The 19442-nt window shown below is 65.5% G+C and carries 16 protein-coding genes and 1 pseudogene; 7 read left to right on the forward strand and 10 right to left on the reverse strand.

Translation table 11 applies throughout. From position 1 onward, the window contains the following. Positions 1-2: 2 nt before the first annotated feature. Entirely contained in the window at positions 3-3125 is a 3123-nt protein-coding gene (locus H3V53_RS11645) for an efflux RND transporter permease subunit (protein ID WP_336598020.1), read from the reverse strand. After that, positions 3122-4227 (reverse strand): annotated as a pseudogene (locus H3V53_RS11650) (efflux RND transporter periplasmic adaptor subunit). The gene H3V53_RS11645 and the pseudogene H3V53_RS11650 overlap by 4 nt, the downstream one beginning before the upstream one ends. Positions 4228-4516: 289 nt before the next feature. Between H3V53_RS11650 and H3V53_RS11655 the strand changes: the two are divergent. Continuing rightward, a complete protein-coding gene (locus H3V53_RS11655; protein ID WP_054926303.1) occupies positions 4517-5173 on the forward strand; it encodes a TetR family transcriptional regulator in 657 nt (218 codons plus the stop codon). A gap of 37 nt (positions 5174-5210) precedes the next feature. Here the strand turns inward: H3V53_RS11655 and H3V53_RS11660 are convergent, their stop codons facing one another. The 8 genes from H3V53_RS11660 to H3V53_RS11695 form a co-directional block, all read right to left on the reverse strand. Beyond that, positions 5211-5585 carry a cupin domain-containing protein gene (locus tag H3V53_RS11660; RefSeq protein WP_054926301.1) on the reverse strand — a complete coding sequence of 125 codons (375 nt, stop codon included), beginning with the start codon at positions 5583-5585 and terminating at the stop codon, positions 5211-5213. A 107-nt stretch (positions 5586-5692) separates the two neighbouring features. After that, on the reverse strand, positions 5693-6550 hold the full coding sequence (locus tag H3V53_RS11665; RefSeq protein WP_336598021.1) for an AraC family transcriptional regulator: 858 nt from the start codon (positions 6548-6550) through the stop codon (positions 5693-5695). A 25-nt stretch (positions 6551-6575) separates the two neighbouring features. Further along, complete coding sequence (locus H3V53_RS11670; RefSeq protein ID WP_336598022.1) at positions 6576-6812, reverse strand: DUF2795 domain-containing protein; 237 nt, start codon at positions 6810-6812, stop codon at positions 6576-6578. A 76-nt stretch (positions 6813-6888) separates the two neighbouring features. Next, entirely contained in the window at positions 6889-7140 is a 252-nt protein-coding gene (locus tag H3V53_RS11675; protein WP_054926296.1) for a hypothetical protein, read from the reverse strand. A 322-nt stretch (positions 7141-7462) separates the two neighbouring features. Then, the gene (locus H3V53_RS11680; RefSeq protein ID WP_336598023.1) at positions 7463-8800 is read right to left on the reverse strand and encodes a C45 family peptidase; all 1338 of its coding nucleotides are present in this window, start codon (positions 8798-8800) and stop codon (positions 7463-7465) included. Between the two features lie 211 nt (positions 8801-9011). Then, positions 9012-10745 carry a ClcB-like voltage-gated chloride channel protein gene (locus tag H3V53_RS11685; protein WP_336598024.1) on the reverse strand — a complete coding sequence of 578 codons (1734 nt, stop codon included), beginning with the start codon at positions 10743-10745 and terminating at the stop codon, positions 9012-9014. A 144-nt stretch (positions 10746-10889) separates the two neighbouring features. Continuing rightward, positions 10890-11627, reverse strand: a complete 738-nt coding sequence (locus H3V53_RS11690; RefSeq protein WP_336598025.1) for a glutathione S-transferase — start codon at positions 11625-11627, stop codon at positions 10890-10892. 223 nt (positions 11628-11850) lie between these two features. Further along, complete coding sequence (locus H3V53_RS11695) at positions 11851-12918, reverse strand: YeiH family protein (RefSeq protein ID WP_336598026.1); 1068 nt, start codon at positions 12916-12918, stop codon at positions 11851-11853. Between the two features lie 130 nt (positions 12919-13048). Between H3V53_RS11695 and H3V53_RS11700 the strand changes: the two genes are divergently transcribed. From H3V53_RS11700 to H3V53_RS11725, 6 genes are all read left to right on the forward strand, one after another. Further along, positions 13049-13963: a LysR family transcriptional regulator gene (locus H3V53_RS11700; RefSeq protein WP_336598027.1), complete on the forward strand. Its 915-nt coding sequence runs from the start codon at positions 13049-13051 to the stop codon at positions 13961-13963. A gap of 127 nt (positions 13964-14090) precedes the next feature. After that, the gene (locus H3V53_RS11705; protein ID WP_336598028.1) at positions 14091-14855 is read left to right on the forward strand and encodes a sugar phosphate isomerase/epimerase family protein; all 765 of its coding nucleotides are present in this window, start codon (positions 14091-14093) and stop codon (positions 14853-14855) included. A 46-nt stretch (positions 14856-14901) separates the two neighbouring features. Continuing rightward, positions 14902-15864 (forward strand): PfkB family carbohydrate kinase, encoded by a 963-nt coding sequence (locus H3V53_RS11710; RefSeq protein WP_054926284.1) that lies wholly within the window; start codon positions 14902-14904, stop codon positions 15862-15864. A 199-nt stretch (positions 15865-16063) separates the two neighbouring features. Then, positions 16064-17344 (forward strand): MFS transporter, encoded by a 1281-nt coding sequence (locus H3V53_RS11715; RefSeq protein WP_336598029.1) that lies wholly within the window; start codon positions 16064-16066, stop codon positions 17342-17344. A gap of 4 nt (positions 17345-17348) precedes the next feature. Further along, on the forward strand, positions 17349-18317 hold the full coding sequence (locus H3V53_RS11720; RefSeq protein ID WP_336598030.1) for a 2-hydroxyacid dehydrogenase: 969 nt from the start codon (positions 17349-17351) through the stop codon (positions 18315-18317). Continuing rightward, positions 18314-19384 (forward strand): LacI family DNA-binding transcriptional regulator, encoded by a 1071-nt coding sequence (locus H3V53_RS11725; RefSeq protein ID WP_336598031.1) that lies wholly within the window; start codon positions 18314-18316, stop codon positions 19382-19384. The genes H3V53_RS11720 and H3V53_RS11725 overlap by 4 nt, the downstream gene beginning before the upstream one ends. Positions 19385-19442: the final 58 nt, after the last annotated feature.

A 19442-nucleotide genomic window follows, 5' to 3' on the forward strand; every position in this document is an offset into this window, starting at 1 on the left:
GATCAATTCCCCGAATGAGCGGATGCGTCAGGCTTCGGATCGCGCTCGTCGCCCCGCACGCGGAACCAGGCGGCATACAGCGCGGGCAGATAGAACAGCGTGAGCACCGTCGCGCTGGTGATGCCGCCCATCAGCGCCGTCGCCATCGGTCCGAAAAAGTTCGAGCGCAGCAGCGGAATCAGCGCGAGCACGGCGGCGGCCGCCGTCAGCGTGATGGGACGGAAACGCCGCACCGTCGCGCCGACGATGGCATCGAAGCGCTTGTGTCCCTGCGCGATGTCCTGCTCGATCTGATCGACGAGAATCACCGAGTTGCGCATGATGATGCCGAACATCGCGATCACGCCGAGCATTGCGACGAAGCCGAACGGCTTGCCGAACAGCAGCAGCGTCGCGACCACGCCGATCAGCCCGAGCGGCGCCGTCAGCACGACCATCAGCACGCGCGCGAAGCTCTGCAACTGGATCATCAGCAGCGTCAGCACGGCGATGATCATGATGGGCATCTGCGCGTTGATCGACGTCTGTCCCTTTGCGCTTTCCTCGACCGAGCCGCCGATTTCGATCCGGTAGCCGACGGGCAGCGTCGAGCGGATTTGCGCGAGCTGTTTGTCGACGGCATGCGTGACGTCGATGCCTTGCGCGTTGCCGCGCACATCGGACTGCACGGTGATCGTCGGTTGACGGTCGCGCTCCCAGATCACGCCATATTCGAGGTCGTCGCGCATGCGCCCGAGTGTGCCGAGCGGCACCGCGCCGTTGGGTGTCGGCATCGCGAGCGTCAGCAACTGCGACGGGTCGACGCGCTCGTTCTTCGGCGCGCGCAGATCGACGCTGATCAGCTTGTCGCGCTCGCGGTATTGCGTGACCGTGTAGCCGGACAGCGTCATCGCGAGGAAGCTCGAGACATCCGCCGATGTCACGCCGAGTTCCCGCGCCTTCTTTTGATCGACCTCGAAGCGCACCGAGCGCTCGGCGGGCTCGTCCCAATCGAACTGCACATTCGCGGTGCCGGCGTTCGCGCGCATCGTCGCGGCCACTTTCTCGGCGATACCGCGCACCGTCGCAATGTCGTCGCCGCTCACGCGAAACTGCACGGGATAGCCGACGGGCGGGCCGTTTTCGAGGCGCGACAGGCGCGTGCGGATCGCCGGGAAGTCATTGCGCAGTGTCGGCTCGAGCCAGCGCGCGAGCTTTTCGCGGTCTTCGACCGACTTCGCCGTAATCACGAACTGCGCGAAGTTGGGCTGCTGCAATTGCTGGTCGAGGGGCAGATAGAAACGCGGCGCGCCTGAGCCGACGAAGTTCACCGAATGATCGATCTCAGGCCTGCCTTCAAGGGCTTTTTCGATGCGTTGCGCCTGGCGCAGCGTCGCTTCGAACGATGCGCCTTCGGGCAGCCGCACATCGACGAGCAGTTCGGGACGGTCCGAACTCGGAAAGAACTGCTGCGGCACGAGCGTGAAGCCCGCAAGCGATACGATGAACAGGATCACGGTGATCGCGAGCACGACAAAGCGCCGCTCGATGCACGAGCTGATCCAGCCCGTGAGCCGCCGATAGAAGCGCGTTTCGTAGATGTCGTGTTCGTGATCTTCGGGCTCGTGTGCCGCGCGCTTGCGCTCGGGCAACAGGTGATAGCCGAGCATTGGAATCAGCACGACAGCGGCAAGCCACGACGCGATCAGCGCAATCGCCGACACCTCGAAAATCGAGCGCGTATATTCGCCCGTGCTCGACTTCGCGAGCGCGATGGGCAGAAAGCCGGAGACGGTGACGAGCGTGCCCGTCAGCATCGGAAACGCCGTGCTGGTGTAGGCGTACGCGGCAGCGCGCGTGCGGTTCCAGCCTTGCTCGAGCTTCACGGCCATCATTTCGACGGCGATGATGGCGTCGTCGACGAGCAGGCCCAGCGCGAGCACCAGCGTACCGAGCGACACCTTGTGCAGACCGATATCGAACAGATACATGCACAGCGCCGTGACCGCGAGCACGACAGGGATCGAGATCACGACGACCATCCCCGTGCGCACGCCCAGCGACACGAGGCTCACTACCAGCACGATCGCCACCGCTTCGGCGACGGCTTCGAGAAAATCGTCGACGGAACGCGAGACCGCATGCGGCATGCTCGACACTTCGACGAGCTTCAGCCCCGCAGGCAAGTGCGCCTGCAGATCCGTCATCTTCGCGTCGAGCGCCTTGCCGAGCTGTATGACGTCGCCGCCCGTCTGCATCGTCACGCCGATGCCGAGCACGGGCTTGCCCTGAAAGCGCATCTGCGTGACGGGCGGATCGTCGTAGCCGCGCTTGATGGTCGCGATGTCGCCGAGCCGGAACGAGCGGCCATTGATGCGGATCAGCGTGTCGGCGAGCGCGTTCAGATCCTTGAATTGACCCGTGGGACGCACGAATACGCGATCGTCGTAGGTCGTGAGCGTGCCCGACGGCGACACGCTGTTCTGCGAGTTGATCGCCTGCGCGAGCTGGTTCGGCGAAATGCCCAGGCGCGTCAACTGCGTGTTCGTGATCTCGACATAGATGTGCTGGTCGGGGTCGCCGAAATAGTCGACCTTGCCGACGCCCGGCACGCGCAGCAGCACCGTGCGCAATTCGTCCGCGTAGTCGTGCAGTTGCGCGGCGGAAAAGCCGTCGCCTTCCAGCGTGTAGATGTTCGTGTAGACGTCGCCGAATTCGTCGTTGAAGAACGGGCCTTGCACGCCTTGCGGCAACGTCTGCGCGATGTCGCCGACTTTCTTGCGCACCTGATACCACGTTTCGGGCACGTCCTTGACGGGCGCGGAGTCCTTCATCGTGAAGAAGATCAGCGATTCGCCGGGACGCGAGTAGCTGCGCAGAAAATCGATGGCGGGCGTTTCCTGCAGCTTGCGGCCGATGCGATCGGTGACTTCCTCCTGCACCTGACGCGCGGTCGCGCCGGGCCAGAACGTGCGGATCACCATCACGCGAAACGTGAAGGGCGGATCTTCCGATTGCGCGAGCTTCGTGTAGGCGAGGATGCCGAACGCGGTCGCGAGCGTGATCAGGAACACGACCAGCGCCTGGTGACGCAGCGCCCACGCGGACAGGTTGAAGCGTCCTTCTTCGTCGTACGCTGCAGTCATGACGCGAAATCCTCGGGATGCAGCGGCGGCACGACACGGACCTTTTCGCCCGCTGTCACCGTATGCACGCCTTGCCACACGACGCGCTCGCCTTCGTTCAATCCCTGCGAAATCGCCACGGTCCGCTCGGCGTACTGCGCGACCTGCACGCGACGCAATTCGAGCTGATCGCTGCCGCTCTTCACGATCCACACGGCGGGCTGCGCGCCGTCATGAAAGAGGGCAGTGGCGGGCAGCGTGTAGAGCGAGGCGTGAGTCGCGGCGTTGTCGTGCGCGAAGTCGATATCGGCCGTCATGCCGAGGCGCACGTCTGCGCCGGGTTGATCGAGGGTCAGTTTCGCTCGATACGTGCGGCTTTGCGGATCGGCGGCGGGCGACAGTTCGCGGATGCGCGCCTTGAACGTGCGGCCGGGCAGCGCGCCGAGCTTGACGGTCGCGAGCGTGCCGACGCGCAGCGACGCGAGGGCGCCTTCGGGCACGTCGCAGACGACATCGACGTCGCCTGTCCAGGCCAGGTTGTAGACGGCCTGTCCCGCCGTTACGTTTTGCCCCGTGTCCGCCTGCTCAGCCGTGATGACGCCCGCGTGATCGGCGGCGAGCGTCGTGTACTGGAGCTGGTCTTTCGCGAGCGCGGCCTGCTGCGCCGCCTGATCGCGCTGCGCCGCCGCCGACGCATATGCGTCTTCCGTCTGCTCCAGCTGCGTCTGCGCGATCAGGTTTTCGCGCGCCTGCGCGCGGTCGCGCTCGAGCTGCTGCTCGCATACACGAGCCGGTGCTGCGCGGCTTCGAGTTGCGCGGCGGCGCTGGCGGCGTTCTTCTGCGCGTCGGCGGGATCGAGGTGCGCGACGATCTGGCCCTTCTGCACGACGTCGCCAAGACGCACGCGCCGGTCGATGATCTTGCCGGCGACGCGGAACGACAGCGGCGTCGAGTAACGCGCCTGCACTTCGCCCGGCAGCGAGGCGGCGAGCGGCAGCCCATCGGCATGCACGGCCACGGCGACCACGAGCCGCGGCGCTGGCGCGGCGGCATCCTTGTTGTGGCACGCGGCGAGCGTCAACGCGCCCGCGACGAACAGTGCAGAGATCGACGTACGGCGTATCGACAGCGACGAAACGGGAAGACCGAACAGCTTGCGCGCTGAAGATGGCGCGCTACGACGGGAACGACTCACGATGCCCCCAAGGCTCAGATACAAACGGATGCGGCAGGCCAGAGGGCTACCGACAACGTGGGGCAAAGCGCCGACGCGAATGCATGCCGCATCGTTTCGCGCATTGCTTCACCAGGTGATGCACGTATTGCTTCAGATGGTGGGCTGAATTCTAATACAATCATGTATCTGAATGCAAAACTGAATCTGGTGACGCATCGATGCTAGACTGTTAAATATGAAACGCATACGACTCACCCGCGAACAGAGCAAAGACCAGACGCGCCAGCGTCTGCTCGATGCTGCGCAGGCCATTTTCATGAAGAAGGGATTCGTCGCGGCGAGCGTCGAGGACATCGCCGAAGCGGCGGGCTACACGCGCGGCGCGTTCTATTCGAACTTCCGCAGCAAGCCGGAGCTATTTCTGGAACTGCTGCGGCGCGATCACGAGTCGATGCAGGCAGATCTGCAAAGCATCTTCGAGGAGAACGCGACCCGCGAGGAAATGGAGGCGAGCGTGCTGCGCTACTACAGCCGCATGCCGAGCGAGAACAAGTGCTTCCTGCTGTGGGCGGAGGCCAAGCTGCTCGCCGCCCGCGACGCGCGATTCCGCGTTCGCTTCAATGCGTTCATGCACGAGAAGCTCGACCAGTTGTCGGCGTACATCACGGAGTTTTCGGTGCGCGTCGGCACGCCGCTGCCGTTGCCCGCGCCGACGCTGGCGGTCGGTTTGATGGGGTTGTGCGACGGCATGCAGTTTTTCTTTACGGTCGATCCGCAGCGCTTTTCGGGCGAGCGCGCGGAAGAAGTGCTCGGCAGTTTCTTCGCGCGCGTCGTATTCGGCAGGACGATGACTGACGCAGCAGATAGCGCAACGGACAACTCCACGGACTGACGCGGCGGATCGGCCTGGGGATCGACTCGGCAGTCGCTCAAATCCAGACGTCGTTTTGCGCCGTGCGCTCGTTCGTTTCGCCGCCCGTATTCTTCACGCCGCGCGGCTCGATCAGCAGCATCTTCACTTCGTCTTGTGCGTACGGCTTGTGCTCCTTGCCCTTCGGCACGACGAACATTTCTCCCGCGCGCAGCGTCACTGCGCCGTCGCGAAAGTCGATGCGCAATTCGCCGTCGAGCACGATGAACGTCTCATCCGTATCGGCGTGTTCGTGCCACAGAAAATCGCCCGCGATCTTCACGATCTTGAACTGATAGTCGTTCATCTCGGCCACCACGCGCGGTTGCCAATGGTCATGGATGCGGCTCAGTTTGTCCGCGAAATTGATGGACTGGTAGTGCGCTGACGACATGATGTCTCCCGGTTCGAAGTCGATGCAACCGAGTGTAGTCACGCGCTCGCGCAGCGTCTTGAACGTTTGTGCAGGGCCGGTGCGGTGCGGCGGACGTCGGCGCCGTGTCAGCGTGCCTGCGCGGCGAGCATCCGCAGCCAGCGCGACGGCGTGACGCCATACGCGGCCGCGAAGTGCCGCGTCATGTGGCTTTGATCCGCGAAACCGGCGGCGGCTGCGGCATCGACGAGCGGCGTGCCGCCGAGCATCGCACGGCGCGCGGCGTCGAGCCGGCGCATCGTCAGATAGCGGTGCGGACTCGTGCCGAAGAACGCCCGAAAATCGCGCGACAGGCTCCAGCGGTCGCGGCCGCTCGCGGCGGCCAGTTCGTCGAGCGTGACGGGACGCTCGAGCGCCGCATGCAGGTAGTCGCGCGCGAGCATCGCGGCCCGATAGTCGGCGGATGCGCGCAGCGGACGGGCGCCCGATACGGCGTCGAGCGCGTGCGCGAGATCGAACAGGGCGTCGTCCTGCTCAAGCGGGTCCATGGCGCGGTCGATGCCTGGCAGCAGCGCTTCCGTCGCCGCCGCGAGACGCGGATCAGTCGACAGGCCGCCTTCGATGAACGGCAGCGGCTTGCCGCCGAGCGCCGCCTGAAAGAGCGCGGGTTCGACGTAAATCATCCGGTATCGAAAGCCTTCTTCGGTGCCGGCCTGGCCGTCGTGCGATTCGTCGGGATGCAGCACCATCGTGCCGCCGGGCAGGCTGTTGCGCACGCTGTGCCGATAGTGAAAGCTCTGCACGCCGGCGAGCGTGCGGCCGATCGCGTACGTGTCGTGCCGGTGCAGCGCATAGCCGTTGTGCTGAAAAAATGCCTCGATGCGCTCGACGCCGCCTTGCGCCGGCGCGCGCCTGATCCAGTCGCGAGTGCGCGGAAAGGACGGATCGGCGTCCGCGGGAAACGTGGCCGCAGTGGCCGCGGACATGTCGCGCTCGTGCATGCCCAACCCGTCAGATGCCAAGTCCTGGCCCGAAATTGCTGCCGATCAGCTTCGTCACCGACTCGATATCCGTGTAGTCCTGCTCGGGCAGGCCATCGAGCATCGCGAGCACTTCGTTGCTCGCGCCGGCTTCGCGCGCGGCGTCGACGAGCGCGTCCTTGTTGAGCGGATAGGTGACACTGCTCAGGACATCTGCGATCTGCAGGTCAATCGATTCACCCGGAATAGCCGATCCCGTTCCCGTCATGCTCGCACTCCCTTGTTCTGAAAATTGTCGATGCGAGCACGCCAGGACGTGCAGCTGATCTTGGTGTGTCGCGCCGTCATGTCTGCAGGTGTTCGTCCTGTGCCACAAAGCCGCGTTCCAGATGCCGCGATTTCGGTAGCGCAATGTGCTCCCATCGTTCCGGCCGGATGTCCGACTGGGCCGCGACGTCCGGCGCGGCAGGCGCGACGGGGGCGGCATTGGCGCGGGCGGCGGCTGTGTCGATCGTGCCGTCCGTCGCCGTATGCACGGGCGCGGCGAAACACGAAGCTGACAACGTCACCATGATCAACAGCGTCGAGGTTTTCATGCTCGACCCTCCTTATGGCAGGCAGCGCTGGAACTGCACGCAAGCGGTATGCCATTCCCATGACGACGAACGGACGCCGCTTTCGCGCGGCTGCCGTCTGCGAACACCGCGCGGTCCCTCCATATTACGCCAGTTACTTTTACAAGCGCTGGAGAGCGTCGCGAAGCGCGGAATTGGAGTCCGATGCGGGATGTTACGCGCGCGTTCGGCGCCGGGCGACGCAAGCGGGCTGGGCCTCCGGCATGGCCGCTCGATGCACCCTGCATCCCGTATGTAGAAAGCGGGTCGCATTAACCCCGCCGCAGCCGAAGGGCGGCCGCGTTCAGCGCAGCACGTCGAAACGCGTCCACGGCCACGACGGCCGGTCGCGCATGTAGCCGTTCAGCCAGTTCCACTGCGGATGGCGTTTCATGAACGCCTGCGCGTCGAATGGTCGGCCGCACGGATGGCCCCAACGCGCGAAAAAGGCCATCTCGCGAGCCATCTCGCTGTCGACCACTTTGCCGTCGTTTGCGCCCCACGGATTGAACGGCCCGTGGTCCGAGCCGCCGAAGCGCTGGTCGTCGAGTTCGAGGTGGCCGCAGATCGTGCGCGAGCACGGGTTGTCGGGCCGGTCGAGGTAGACATCGTGATGATCGGCGATCATCTGCTTCGCCAGCTCGACGTCGATCCGGCCGCGATGCAATTCCTCCAACTGCATGAAGCGCAGCCGCCGCGCGCCGTTGCGGCGCACGTCGGTGTAGTCCTCGCCTTCGCCCGTGCATTCCTGGTTGCGGATCTTCAGATCGGTGGCCGTGTTGTAGCCGCTGTAGAAGCCGTCTTTCGTGCTCTCGAAGCCGGAATAGTGCAGACCGAGTTCGTAGCGGGCGATCTCGCCTGTCTTGATGTCGCCGAGGAGCCAGCTGTTCGCGTAGCCGCCGTTGTTCGCGAGCGCGAACATCTCGCACCACGCGCCGATGCTGTCAGCATACTGAGCCGCGCGCCGGGAGCGGTAGAACTCCGGCGCGCCCGACGGGTTGTAGCCGACGAAGTTCGAGATCGTCGTCTCCGTCACCATCAAGCCCGCCGACGTGACCCAGAAATCCGTGAGGCTCGAAATGCAGCCAGGCAAGCCTTGCATCAGGATGCGGTTGCCGGATTCGGGCGCGATGTCGAACACGACGTTGAACGCGTCGCCCGCCGCGTAGCGGTCCCATGAGTTGTGCGCCATCACGATGCCGCCGTCGCGCGTCACGTTGCCCGTCGCGATGAACGCGCTGCAATGATGGCCACGCCGGCCGCGCCACGGTTTCAGGCCGAGCTGCGGCTTCTGCTGCGCGGCATGCTGCGGCCACCAGCTTTGCAGCAGGTCCATGTAGCCGTTCCATGCCAGCACTTCGGCGAACGACAGTTTCGCGCCGTCGGCGATGCCCTGGATTTCATCGGTGAATTCGGTATCGAGGCGCGGCGCGAACTGCTCGACGGCGGCGTCGACGAAGGTATCGAAATCTTCGCCCGTGTCCCATTTCGCGAGATAGCGGGCGGTGCGGATCGCGTTCTGGATCTCGACCGCGAGCAACTGGCCGTGCTGCTCGCCGCGATCGTATGGCTCGCCTTCGAGGTGCACGAAAATCCAGCCGGCGTGATCGCGGCGCACGGCATCGGTGGACGGTTCGCTCATCTTCGCTCCCGTTCGCGAAAGCGCGTCATCGCCGCCGGCGCTGCTCGACGCCGTGCATCGCGGGATGCGGCTCGCTTGTGGTGAACTTCGTGGTCAATTCATTGTAGGGAAACTGCCGCGCTTTGCCATGCGCCGGGCAGGCCGCCTTGCATCGCGTCGTGACAGGTCGCGCCACCTCCTGCTGACGCGTGCCGCGTGCGCGGCAAGAGGCCTAGCGCGCCGGGTTCATCCGGAAATACGCATCGAGCAGCGAGGTCTTGTAGACGACGCCCGCCAGCGTCGGCCGCGACGTGCTCTCGACGACGGGCAGCCGCTCGCCCTGGAACGCCATGAAATGCTGGAGCGCGACGCCAAGCGGCATGTCGGGCGTGAGCACGTCGAAGTGCGGCTGCAGGTAGTCGGCGGCCGTTTTGGTCGACGTATCGCGCTTGTCGAGCAGATCCGACGTGATGTCCTTCAGCGCGACCACGCCGAGGAAGCAGCCGGCCTCATCCGTCACGTACAGATACTTGACGGGATATTCGAGGAACACGCGCGTCATGTCCTGCACGCTCGCATCGGGCTGCACCACCGTTTGCGGCGGGCGGATCAATTCGCGCATCTGCGTCGCGCGAAGCCGCAGCCGCTCTTTTTCCTCGCGGTTGCGATGCAGCGTGATTTCGTACATCGAGGTCTTGCCGATCGCGCGCGCCGCGAAGTACGCGACCACGCACGACAGCATCAGCGGCAGCACGACCTGATAGCTCAACGTCATTTCGAAGATCATCAGGATGGCCATCAGCGGCGCCTGGGTCGCGCCTGCGAGGAACGCGCCCATGCCGACCATCGCATAGGCGAACGGCGCGGACGTGCCGTGCGGCCACAGCGCGTGCATGCCGAGTCCGAACAGCGAGCCGAGCGCCGCGCCGACGAACAGCGTCGGCGTGAACACGCCGCCCACGGCACCCGAGCCGACGGTGGCCGCCGTCGCGATCAGCTTGAACACCAGCACGACGACGAGTGCCGTCCACGTCCACGGCGAATGCAGGATCGAATTGACGACGCTATAGCCGTTGCCCCACACCTCGGGCGTCCACACGGACAGAATGCCGACAACGAGGCCGCCGAGCGCGAGCCGCACGGGCACCGACACGGGAAGGCGCTGGAAAGCGGCCTTGCTCGTATCGATGAGCCGCAGGAACTGCGGCGCCGCCGCGCCGCACAGCAGGCCGAGCGCGACGAACAGCAGCACTTCGAGCCCCGTGACGGGCGGGAATACGGGCATTTCGTAAGGCGGCCGATAGCCGGCGAATTCGCGCATCACGATGTTCGCGACCACCGACGCCACCACGACAGGTCCGAAGCTCTCCATCGCGATCGAGCCGAGCACGATCTCGGTGACGAAGAACGCGCCCGCAATCGGCGCGTTGTACGCGGACGTAATGCCCGCCGCCGCGCCGCACGCAACGAGCAGCCGCAGGCGCGGCGGATCGAAATGCACGACGCGTCCGATCAGCGACGCACACAGCGCGGCCAGTTGCACCATCGGACCTTCGCGCCCGATCGAGCCGCCGCTCGCGATCGTGAACAGCGACGACACGCTGCGCCACAGGCTCAGGCGCACGGGCACGACGCCGTCGCCGATCACGACGGCTTCCATGTAATCGGTATGCAGCTTCTTGTCGACGCCGCGCCGCGCGAACAGCAGCACGAAGCCCGCGATCAGCCCGCCGAACGCCGGCAGCACGATGCGCACCGGCACGGGCAGACGTCGCGCCATCTCGACGAGACTGCCGTCGCCGCCCGTGAGAATGCGCTGCACCAGATCGATGCCGTTGCGAAACGCGATCGTGGCGAACGCGCCCGCGATGCCGACGATCACCGACCACAGCAGCATCGTGTGCGCATCGGACAGACGGAACAGGGCGGCAGCGCGGGTACGCAGTTTCAGCAGGAATGAAAGCACGGCAAGGAGCGGTTTTTCGAGTTGGTCTTGTGCGCTGGATCGTATGTGAATCGTATGCCAATCGCGCGACAGGTTGTCGAGGGCGGCGCGCCTGATCCACCTGCGCGCCGTCGGGCGTGAAGAAAGGGCGATCTCAGTTCATCGTCAGCGCACGTCCTTGTCGAGTTCGGGGTAATGGCGGAACACACAGGTTTCGTTGTACGGCAAACGGCGATCCGATTCCAGATACGCGGCGACGTTCGGCCGCTTGAGCACGGCATCGTGAAGTGCGGCGAGCTTCGGGTAGTGCTCGCCGAAATGTTTCATCGCGCGCGGAAACGCGTAATGCAACGCGTCGATCAGCTGGAACATCGACAGGTCGACGTACGTGAGCGTGTCGCCGACCATATGCGTGTCGCCCGCGGGGTTCTGCTTCAGCACGCGCTCGAAGTAGCGCATGAATTTCGGAATCCGATGGTCGATGAAATCCGTCGCGCGAACTTTCGCGGCGTCTTTCTGTTCCTCGTAGTACATGCCGGAGGCGAGCGGATGGTGCGTGTCGTGCGCTTCCGTGACCATGTCGGCGATGGTCAATTGCAGGCCGTTCGCGACGTAGCGCAGGCTTTCGACGGACGGCGCGAGATTCAGCCGGGGGCCGAGATAGAACAGGATGTTCGACGTCTGCGACACGATCAGGTCGCCGTCCTGCAGAAACGGCGGCGCATACGGCGGATACGGCTCCGACTTGCTGTTCATCACGTCGATCATCGCGCCCGTGCCGAGATCGTCCTGTTCGTCGCCGCGCGCCACTTCGATATAGTCCGCGCCCGCTTCTTCGAGGGCGAGCCGCACGAATTCGCCGCGGCCCTGCAGGCCGTCCCAGTAATAGAGTCGGTAAGTCATCGCTCGGTCCTCATTCGGTTGTCGGCGGCGCCGGATCGCGCCGCGCCTGAACACGCAAGGGAGCTAGAAGTATGCCGCGCGATGCGGGACATTGGTGCGCCTGATGTATCTGATGCGCTCGATGCAGCAAGGCGAAGGGCCGTCTTGGCGCCATCCGGTGGCCAAATGCCAGAAAGCACGAAAGCCCCGCGCGAGGCGGGGCTTGCATGCAACGAGGGGCGTGTTAGCCGAGCAGGTGCTGGACGAGCCATGTGATACCGAGACCGCCTGCGAAGAGCCACACGTAGAGGATCAGGCCCGTGGACAGGGCGCGCGGACCGGCGTCGCGAATCTGCGAGAGACGCGTTTCGATGCCGAGCGCGGTCATGGCCATTGTCAGTGCAAACGTGTCGAGCATGTTGATCGTGCTGGTGGCGGCTTCGGGCAGCACATGCAGCGAGTTCACCGCGACGCAGGCGAGAAAGCCGAGGGCGAACCAGGGCACGGCGAGCTTGCGCGGCGCTGCGCCGCTCGGCTGGGTGCCGCGCGCCGCGCGGCTCACCCACATGCCGACCACCAGCAGCACGGGCACGAGCAGCATCACGCGGGTCATCTTGACGATGGTGGCGATATGCGTCGCTTCCGGGCTGACGTTGCTCGCGGCGCCGACCACCTGCGCGACTTCGTGGATCGTGCCGCCGAAGAAGAGGCCCACGCCCGTCGTGTCGAGGTGGAGGATGCCGGCGCGCAGCAGCGCGGGGTAAAGGAACATCGAGAGCGTGCCGAACAGCACGACGCTGCCCACTGCCATCGCGCTCTTGTGCGGCTTCGACTGCAGCGTCGATTCGAACGCGAGCACGGCGGCCGCGCCGCAGATCGCGCTGCCCGCTGCCGTCAGCAACGCGCTGTCGCGGTCGAGCTTCATCAGCTTCATGCCCGCCCAGGTACCGATGACGAGCGTGCTGACGACGATCAACAGCGATTCGACGAGACCCGGCAAGCCGACCTGCGCGATTTCCTGGATGCTCACGCGCAGCCCGAAAAATGCAACGGCGATGCGCAGCAGCTTGCGCGCCGAGAAATTGACGCCGGCGGCCCAGCTTTCGGGCATGCCGTCTTTCAACGCGTTGCCGTACAGCATCCCGCCGATGATGCCGACGATCAGCGGGCTGATGCCGAGATTGGCGATAGCGGGAATCGCGGCGATGCGCGTGACGGCGGCGGCGAACAACGCGACGAACAAAATGCCGTTGATCTGGCCGCGCGTCGATGAGGCGGCGGCAGGAGCGGCGTGGGTGTGAACGGTGGACATGGGCTTCAACCTCTTGGGAAAGGCTGCGTGAAACGGTATGTGTCGATGGGCTAATCCTAATTTAGATATATGAATATGAGAAATCGTGATTTAGAATGAAATATATCGGACAATCTGATAGATTGACGCCATGACCCCGGATCAGCTTATAACGTTCGCCGCTGTCGCCGAGCATCGCAATATCAGCCGAGCTGCTGTCGCGCTGCACCTGTCGCAGCCCGCCGTGTCGGGTCAGCTGCGCCAACTGCAGGACGAATTCGGCGAGCCGCTGTATCTGCGCGACGGCCGCGGCGTGCGGCTCACGCCCGCCGGCGAGCAGCTCGCGAGCTACGCGGCGCGCCTGCGCGACACCTTTCGTCAGGCGCACGCGTATCGCGACGCGCTGCGCGGCATGGAGCAGGGCACGCTGCGCATCGGCGCGAGCACCACGCCCGCGAGCTATCTGCTGCCGTATTTGATCGCCGCGTTTGCGCGGCTTCACCCCGACGTCACGCTGCATACGGACGACGGCAACACGGCCGATATCGTCGGCGCGCTCGGATCGTTCGATATCGCGCTGGTCGAAGGGCAGGTCGGCGCCGATCTGCCACCGGACACCGTCGTGCATCCGTGGCACGAAGACGAAATCGTGGCGATCATGCCCCGCTCGCATCCGCTCGCGCTCGCGGGCCGTCAAACCGTCACGCTCGCGGACCTCGGCGCGCAGGCGCTCGTACTGCGTGAGGAAGGCTCCGGCGTGCGTCAGCTGATCGAGCGCGCGTTCGCGCGCGCGGGCGTGCCGATGCGCGTCGCGCTGGCGATCGCGGGCGTCGAGGGCGTGAAGGAGGCGGTGCGTGCGGGCATGGGCGTCGGCTTCGTGTCGGCCATGTCGATGCGTCACGAGAACGAGACGCTGTGCCGTCTGCCGATCGGGCCGGAGCCGCTCACGCGTCGTTTCTCGATTCTCGTTCCGCACGCAAGCGCGCCGTCGCGGCTCGTGGGGCGCTTTCTCGAACTGTGCCTGGACGGCGGCGCGCGGGCGCAGGCGGGCGACCCCCATCTTTAGGGATTACCACTATGGCGCGGGCGTGAAACGCAGCGCAGTATTCCCATCCAGCGCTACCGCGCTTTTTTAATTTCGATCTTTGGAACCGATTCCAAAGACTGTTTTAGGGACGAAAGCAGGGTCTAGCATGCCGGAAGTCGTTATCGTCGCGAGTGCGTTTGGGGCGGATGCGATCCGCAGGGACGGTCATCACGCGTGGCTGAATTCGGCGGCGCAAGCGGGCGCCGCAGGCTTCGAGGTGCGCCGCGAGCTGTTCGCGCTGGACGCGCAGGCATCGCCTGAAGCGCTACGGGCGCTCGGCGCCGACATCGCTGCACGCGGCATGTGGTCCGTCTATTCGACGCCCGCCGAGCTATACGCTGCCGACGGTGCGCTCGACGAACCCGCGCTGCGCGAGGCGCTGATCGAAGCGACGGCACTCGGCGCGCGCTTCGTCAAGCTGCAGCTGGGCGGCTTCGCGGGCCGCACCGAGCGCCACGCGCTCGCGGCCTGCATGAAAGGCGTCGCCGCGCGCCTCGTCGTCGAGAACGGGCAGATGGCGCGCGGCGGCTCGCTCGAGCAGTTCGACGGACTCTTCAGCGCGCTCGCAAAAGAAAACCGCAACCGCCTGCTGGGCATGACATTCGATATCGGCAACTGGCAATGGCCGGGCGTCGATCCTGTCGAAGCGGCGCACCGGCTTGCGCCGCATGTCGAGTACGTCCATTGCAAGGCGGTGACGGGCGAAGGCGCGCGCCGTTTCGCCGCTGCGCCCGCCGCCGACGATCCCCTGTTCGCCGCCGTGTTATCGCTTCTGCCGCGCGACGTGCCGCGCGGAATCGAATTTCCGTTCGACGCCGCCCGCGTCGCCGCCGACGCGCCGCACTACGTCGCCTGGCTCGCGTCCATCTGAACACGGCGCACATCGACTGAACTCGACTGAATCAAGAGGAGACCCCATGCATCCGACACTCGATGTCATCACCTACGGCGAAGCGATGGCGATGTTCGTCGCGGCCGAAACGGGCGCGCTCGCGGGCGTCGGCCAGTTCACGAAGCGCATCGCGGGCGCCGACCTCAACGTCGCGATCGGCCTCTCGCGTCTGGGCTTCAAGGTGGGCTGGATGAGCCGCGTCGGCGCCGATTCGTTCGGCCAGTTCGTGCGCGACACGCTCGCGAAGGAGCACATCGACCAGGGCTGCGTGATGACGGACGCGCGCTATCCGACGGGCTTTCAGCTGAAGTCGAAGAACGACGACGGCAGTGATCCCGCCATCGAATATTTTCGCAAGGGTTCGGCGGCGAGCCATCTGTCGCTCGACGATTACGTGCCCGAATATGTGTTGCCCGCGCGCCATCTGCATCTGACGGGCGTGGCGCCCGCCATTTCGGCGAGTTCGCGCGAACTCGCATTCCATCTGGCGCGCGAAATGCGGCAGGCGGGCAAGACGATCTCGTTCGATCCGAACCTGCGGCCGACGCTGTGGCCGTCGCGCGAAGCGATGGCGGCCGCGCTGAACGAACTGGCCACGTTCGCCGACTGGGTGCTGCCCGGCATCGGCGAGGGCGAGATCCTGACGGGTTACACGAAGGCCGAGGACATCGCGCAGTTTTACCTCGATCGCGGCGCAAAGGGCGTGATCGTCAAGCTCGGCGCGCAAGGTGCGTACTTCCGCACGGCGACGGATGCGGGTGTCGTCGCGGCGCAGCGGGTCGAGAACGTCGTCGATACCGTCGGCGCGGGCGATGGCTTCGCGGTGGGCGTCGTGAGCGCACTGCTCGAAGGGCGCACGCTGCCGCAGGCGGTGGCGCGCGGCAACCGCATCGGCGCGCTGGCCATCCAGGTGATCGGCGATTCCGAAGGCCTGCCCACGCGCGCCGAACTCGACGCGCTCGAAAGCCGCGACGTGCTGGCAGCCTGACAAGCCCGCGAGCCTCGTCGAACAAGACAACGACATACACAACAACAAGATGCCCGGCCGCGCGATCGCTCCAGTAGCAAAAGCGCGGCGCACGAAGCACACGCAGCACAGCGTCGGGAAGCCGGCTCGCGCCGGCGACCTTCTTGCACGAAACCCGGCTGACGCACGCGCGCAGCCTCGGGCGACACAGGAGACACATATGTCCTCATCACTCGCGATTCGCCGTTGGTGGACGATCATGCCGATCGTGTTCATCACCTACAGCCTTGCCTATCTCGACCGCGCGAACTACGGTTTCGCGGCCGCCGCCGGCATCAATCAGGATCTGGGCATCAGCAAGGGGCTGTCGTCGCTGATCGGCGCGCTGTTCTTTCTCGGCTACTTCTTCTTCCAGATTCCCGGCGCGATCTACGCGGAACGGCGCAGCGTCAAGAAGCTCGTGTTCTGGAGCCTCGTTTTGTGGGGCGGCTGCGCGGCGCTGACGGGCGTCGTGAGCAATATCCCTTCGCTGATGGCGATCCGTTTCGTGCTCGGCGTCGTCGAGGCGGCCGTGATGCCCGCGATGCTGATCTTCATCGCCAACTGGTTCACGAAACGCGAGCGCTCGCGCGCCAATACGTTCCTGATACTCGGCAACCCGGTGACGGTGCTGTGGATGTCGGTCGTGTCCGGCTATCTGGTGCACTCGTTCGGCTGGCGCCACATGTTCATCGCGGAGGGCGTGCCTGCCATCGTGTGGGCCGTGTGCTGGTGGTTCATCGTGAAGGACAAGCCGGAGCAGGTGACGTGGCTCTCGGACGCCGACAAGAAGCAGCTCGCGGACACGCTGCGCGCCGAACAGGCCGCGATCAAGCCCGTGCGCAACTACGGCGAGGCGTTTCGCACGCCGGCCGTGATGAAGCTGTGCGCGCAATATTTTTGCTGGAGCATCGGCGTGTACGGCTTCGTGCTGTGGCTGCCGTCCATTCTGAAGAACGGTTCGTCGCTCGGCATGGTCGAAACGGGCTGGCTGTCCGCGCTGCCCTATCTGGCTGCAACGATTGCGATGCTGGCGGCGTCGTGGGCGTCGGATAGACTGAATAACCGGCGTGCTTTCGTGTGGCCGTTCCTGCTGATCGGGGCGGCGGCGTTCGCGGGTTCGTACGCGCTCGGCTCGACGCATTTCTGGATGTCGTATGCGCTGCTCGTGATCGCGGGTGCTGCGATGTACGCGCCATACGGTCCGTTCTTCGCAATCGTGCCGGAACTGCTGCCGAAGAACGTCGCGGGCGGCGCGATGGCGCTGATCAACAGCATGGGCGCGCTCGGTTCGTTCGTCGGTTCGTATGTCGTCGGCTATCTGAATGGCGCGACGGGGTCGCCCGCTGCGTCGTATGTGTTCATGAGCGTTGCGCTCGTCGCGGCCGTCGTGCTGACGCTTGCCGTCAAGCCGCAGCCGATGCAGACTCCGAAGCTCGCCACGCCGCTGCAAGGAAAGTGAATCGATGAAACGTAAAATCGTCGCGTACAAGCCGCTGCCCGAAGATGTGCTCGCGTATCTCCAGCAGCATGCCGAAGTGATGCAGGCCGACGCCGCGCAACACGACGCGTTCGTCGCCGCGCTGAAAGACGCCGACGGCGCGATCGGCGCGAGCGTGAAGATCACGCCCGCCATGCTCGACGGCGCATCGAAGCTGAAGGCGCTGTCGACCATCTCGGTCGGCTACGACAACTTCGACGTCGCCGATCTGACGAAGCGCGGCATCGTGCTCGCGCACACGCCCGACGTGCTGACGGAATCCACGGCGGATACCGTGTTCTCGCTGATCCTCGCGAGCGCGCGGCGGGTCGTCGAACTCGCTGACTGGGTGAAGGCGGGCGAGTGGACGGCCAGCATCGGGCCAGAGCGGTATGGCGTCGACGTGCAGGGCAAGACCCTCGGTATCGTGGGGCTGGGGCGCATCGGCGGGGCCGTCGCGCGGCGCGCGGCGCTCGGCTTCAACATGAAGGTGCTCTACACGAACCGCAGTGCGAACGCGGAAGCGGAACAGCGCTACGGCGCGCGCCGCGTCGAGCTCGACGAACTGCTCGCTACATCCGATTTCGTCTGTCTGCAAGTGCCGCTGACGCCGCAAACGCGTCACATGATCGGCGCGAACGAGCTGCGCAAGATGAAGAAAAGCGCGATCCTGATCAACGCGTCGCGCGGCCAGACAGTCGACGAACGCGCGCTGATCGAAGCGTTGCAGGCGGGCACGATTCACGGCGCGGGCCTCGATGTGTTCGAGAAGGAGCCGCTTGATCCGCAGTCGCCGTTGCTGAAAATGAACAACGTGGTCGCGCTGCCGCACATCGGCTCGGCGACGCACGAGACGCGCCACGCGATGGCGCGCTGCGCGGCGGAAAATCTGGTCGGCGCGCTCGACGGCACGCTGAAAATCAACATCGTCAACCGCGAAGTCCTTTCGCGATGAACACACCCACGGCCGGCGCGCCCCGCCGCGCAACCATCAGCGACGTCGCCCGCGAAGCGGGCACGGGCAAGACGAGCATCTCGCGGTATCTGAACGGCGAGCTGAGCGTGCTGTCGCCGCAACTGCGCGCGCGCATCGAGGCCGCCATCGAGCGGCTCGACTACCAGCCGAACCAGATGGCGCGCGGCCTCAAGCGCGGCCGCAACCGGCTGATCGGCATGCTCGTCGCCGATCTGACGAACCCGTATTCCGTCGAGGTGCTGCAAGGCGTCGAAGCCGCGTGTCATGCGCTTGGCTACATGCCGCTGATCTGCCACGCCGCGAACGAAGTCGACATGGAGCGGCGCTTCGTGCAACTGCTTACCACGTATCGCGTCGAAGGCGTGATCGTCAACGCGCTCGGTGTCAGCGAAGAGACGCTGCGGCCTGTCGGCGTCGGCGGGATTCCGGCCGTGCTGGTCGACCGGTCGGTCGAAGGGCTCGTCACCGATATGGTCGGCCTGGACAACGAAGGCGCAACGGTGCTCGCGACGCGGCATCTCGTCGAGCGCGGCTTCGACCGGCTGTGGTTCGTCGTGCAGCCGTTCGAGCGGGTCAGCTCGCGGCGTCAGCGCGAAGCGGCCTTTCACCGGGCGCTCACGCAGTATCCGCACGTGAGCGGGCGCACGGTCGTGCTCGAGCTCGGCGATGCCGACGAACTCGCGCAGACGTTGGCCGCGCTAGATGAAGAACTCGATGCCGCGATCGCTGCGCACGAGCCGCGCGACGGCGCCGCGGCGGCGCCGCGCGTCGCGCTGTTTGCCGCGAACGGCCTTGTCGCGCTGGCCCTCGCGCGGCATCTGAACCAGCGGCACGGCGCGAACTGGCAGAAACGCGTCGCGCTGCTGTCGATCGACGACCCCGAATGGGCCGAACTCGCAGGCATCACGACGATCCGCCAGCCGACCTACGACATCGGCTATCGGGCCGTCGAGTTTCTGCACGAGCGCATCGACGGCGCGCAGTCCGGCGCGCGCGACTGTCTGCTGCCGGGCGAACTGATCGAGCGCGCGTCGACGGCGCGCTGAGCGTGGGGCGGTTGGGATATTCGGCATCGGGACGGCCGCGCCGCTACAATGCGCGGCT

Source organism: Paraburkholderia bengalensis (assembly GCF_037126505.1).
Lineage (GTDB): Bacteria > Pseudomonadota > Gammaproteobacteria > Burkholderiales > Burkholderiaceae > Paraburkholderia > Paraburkholderia bengalensis.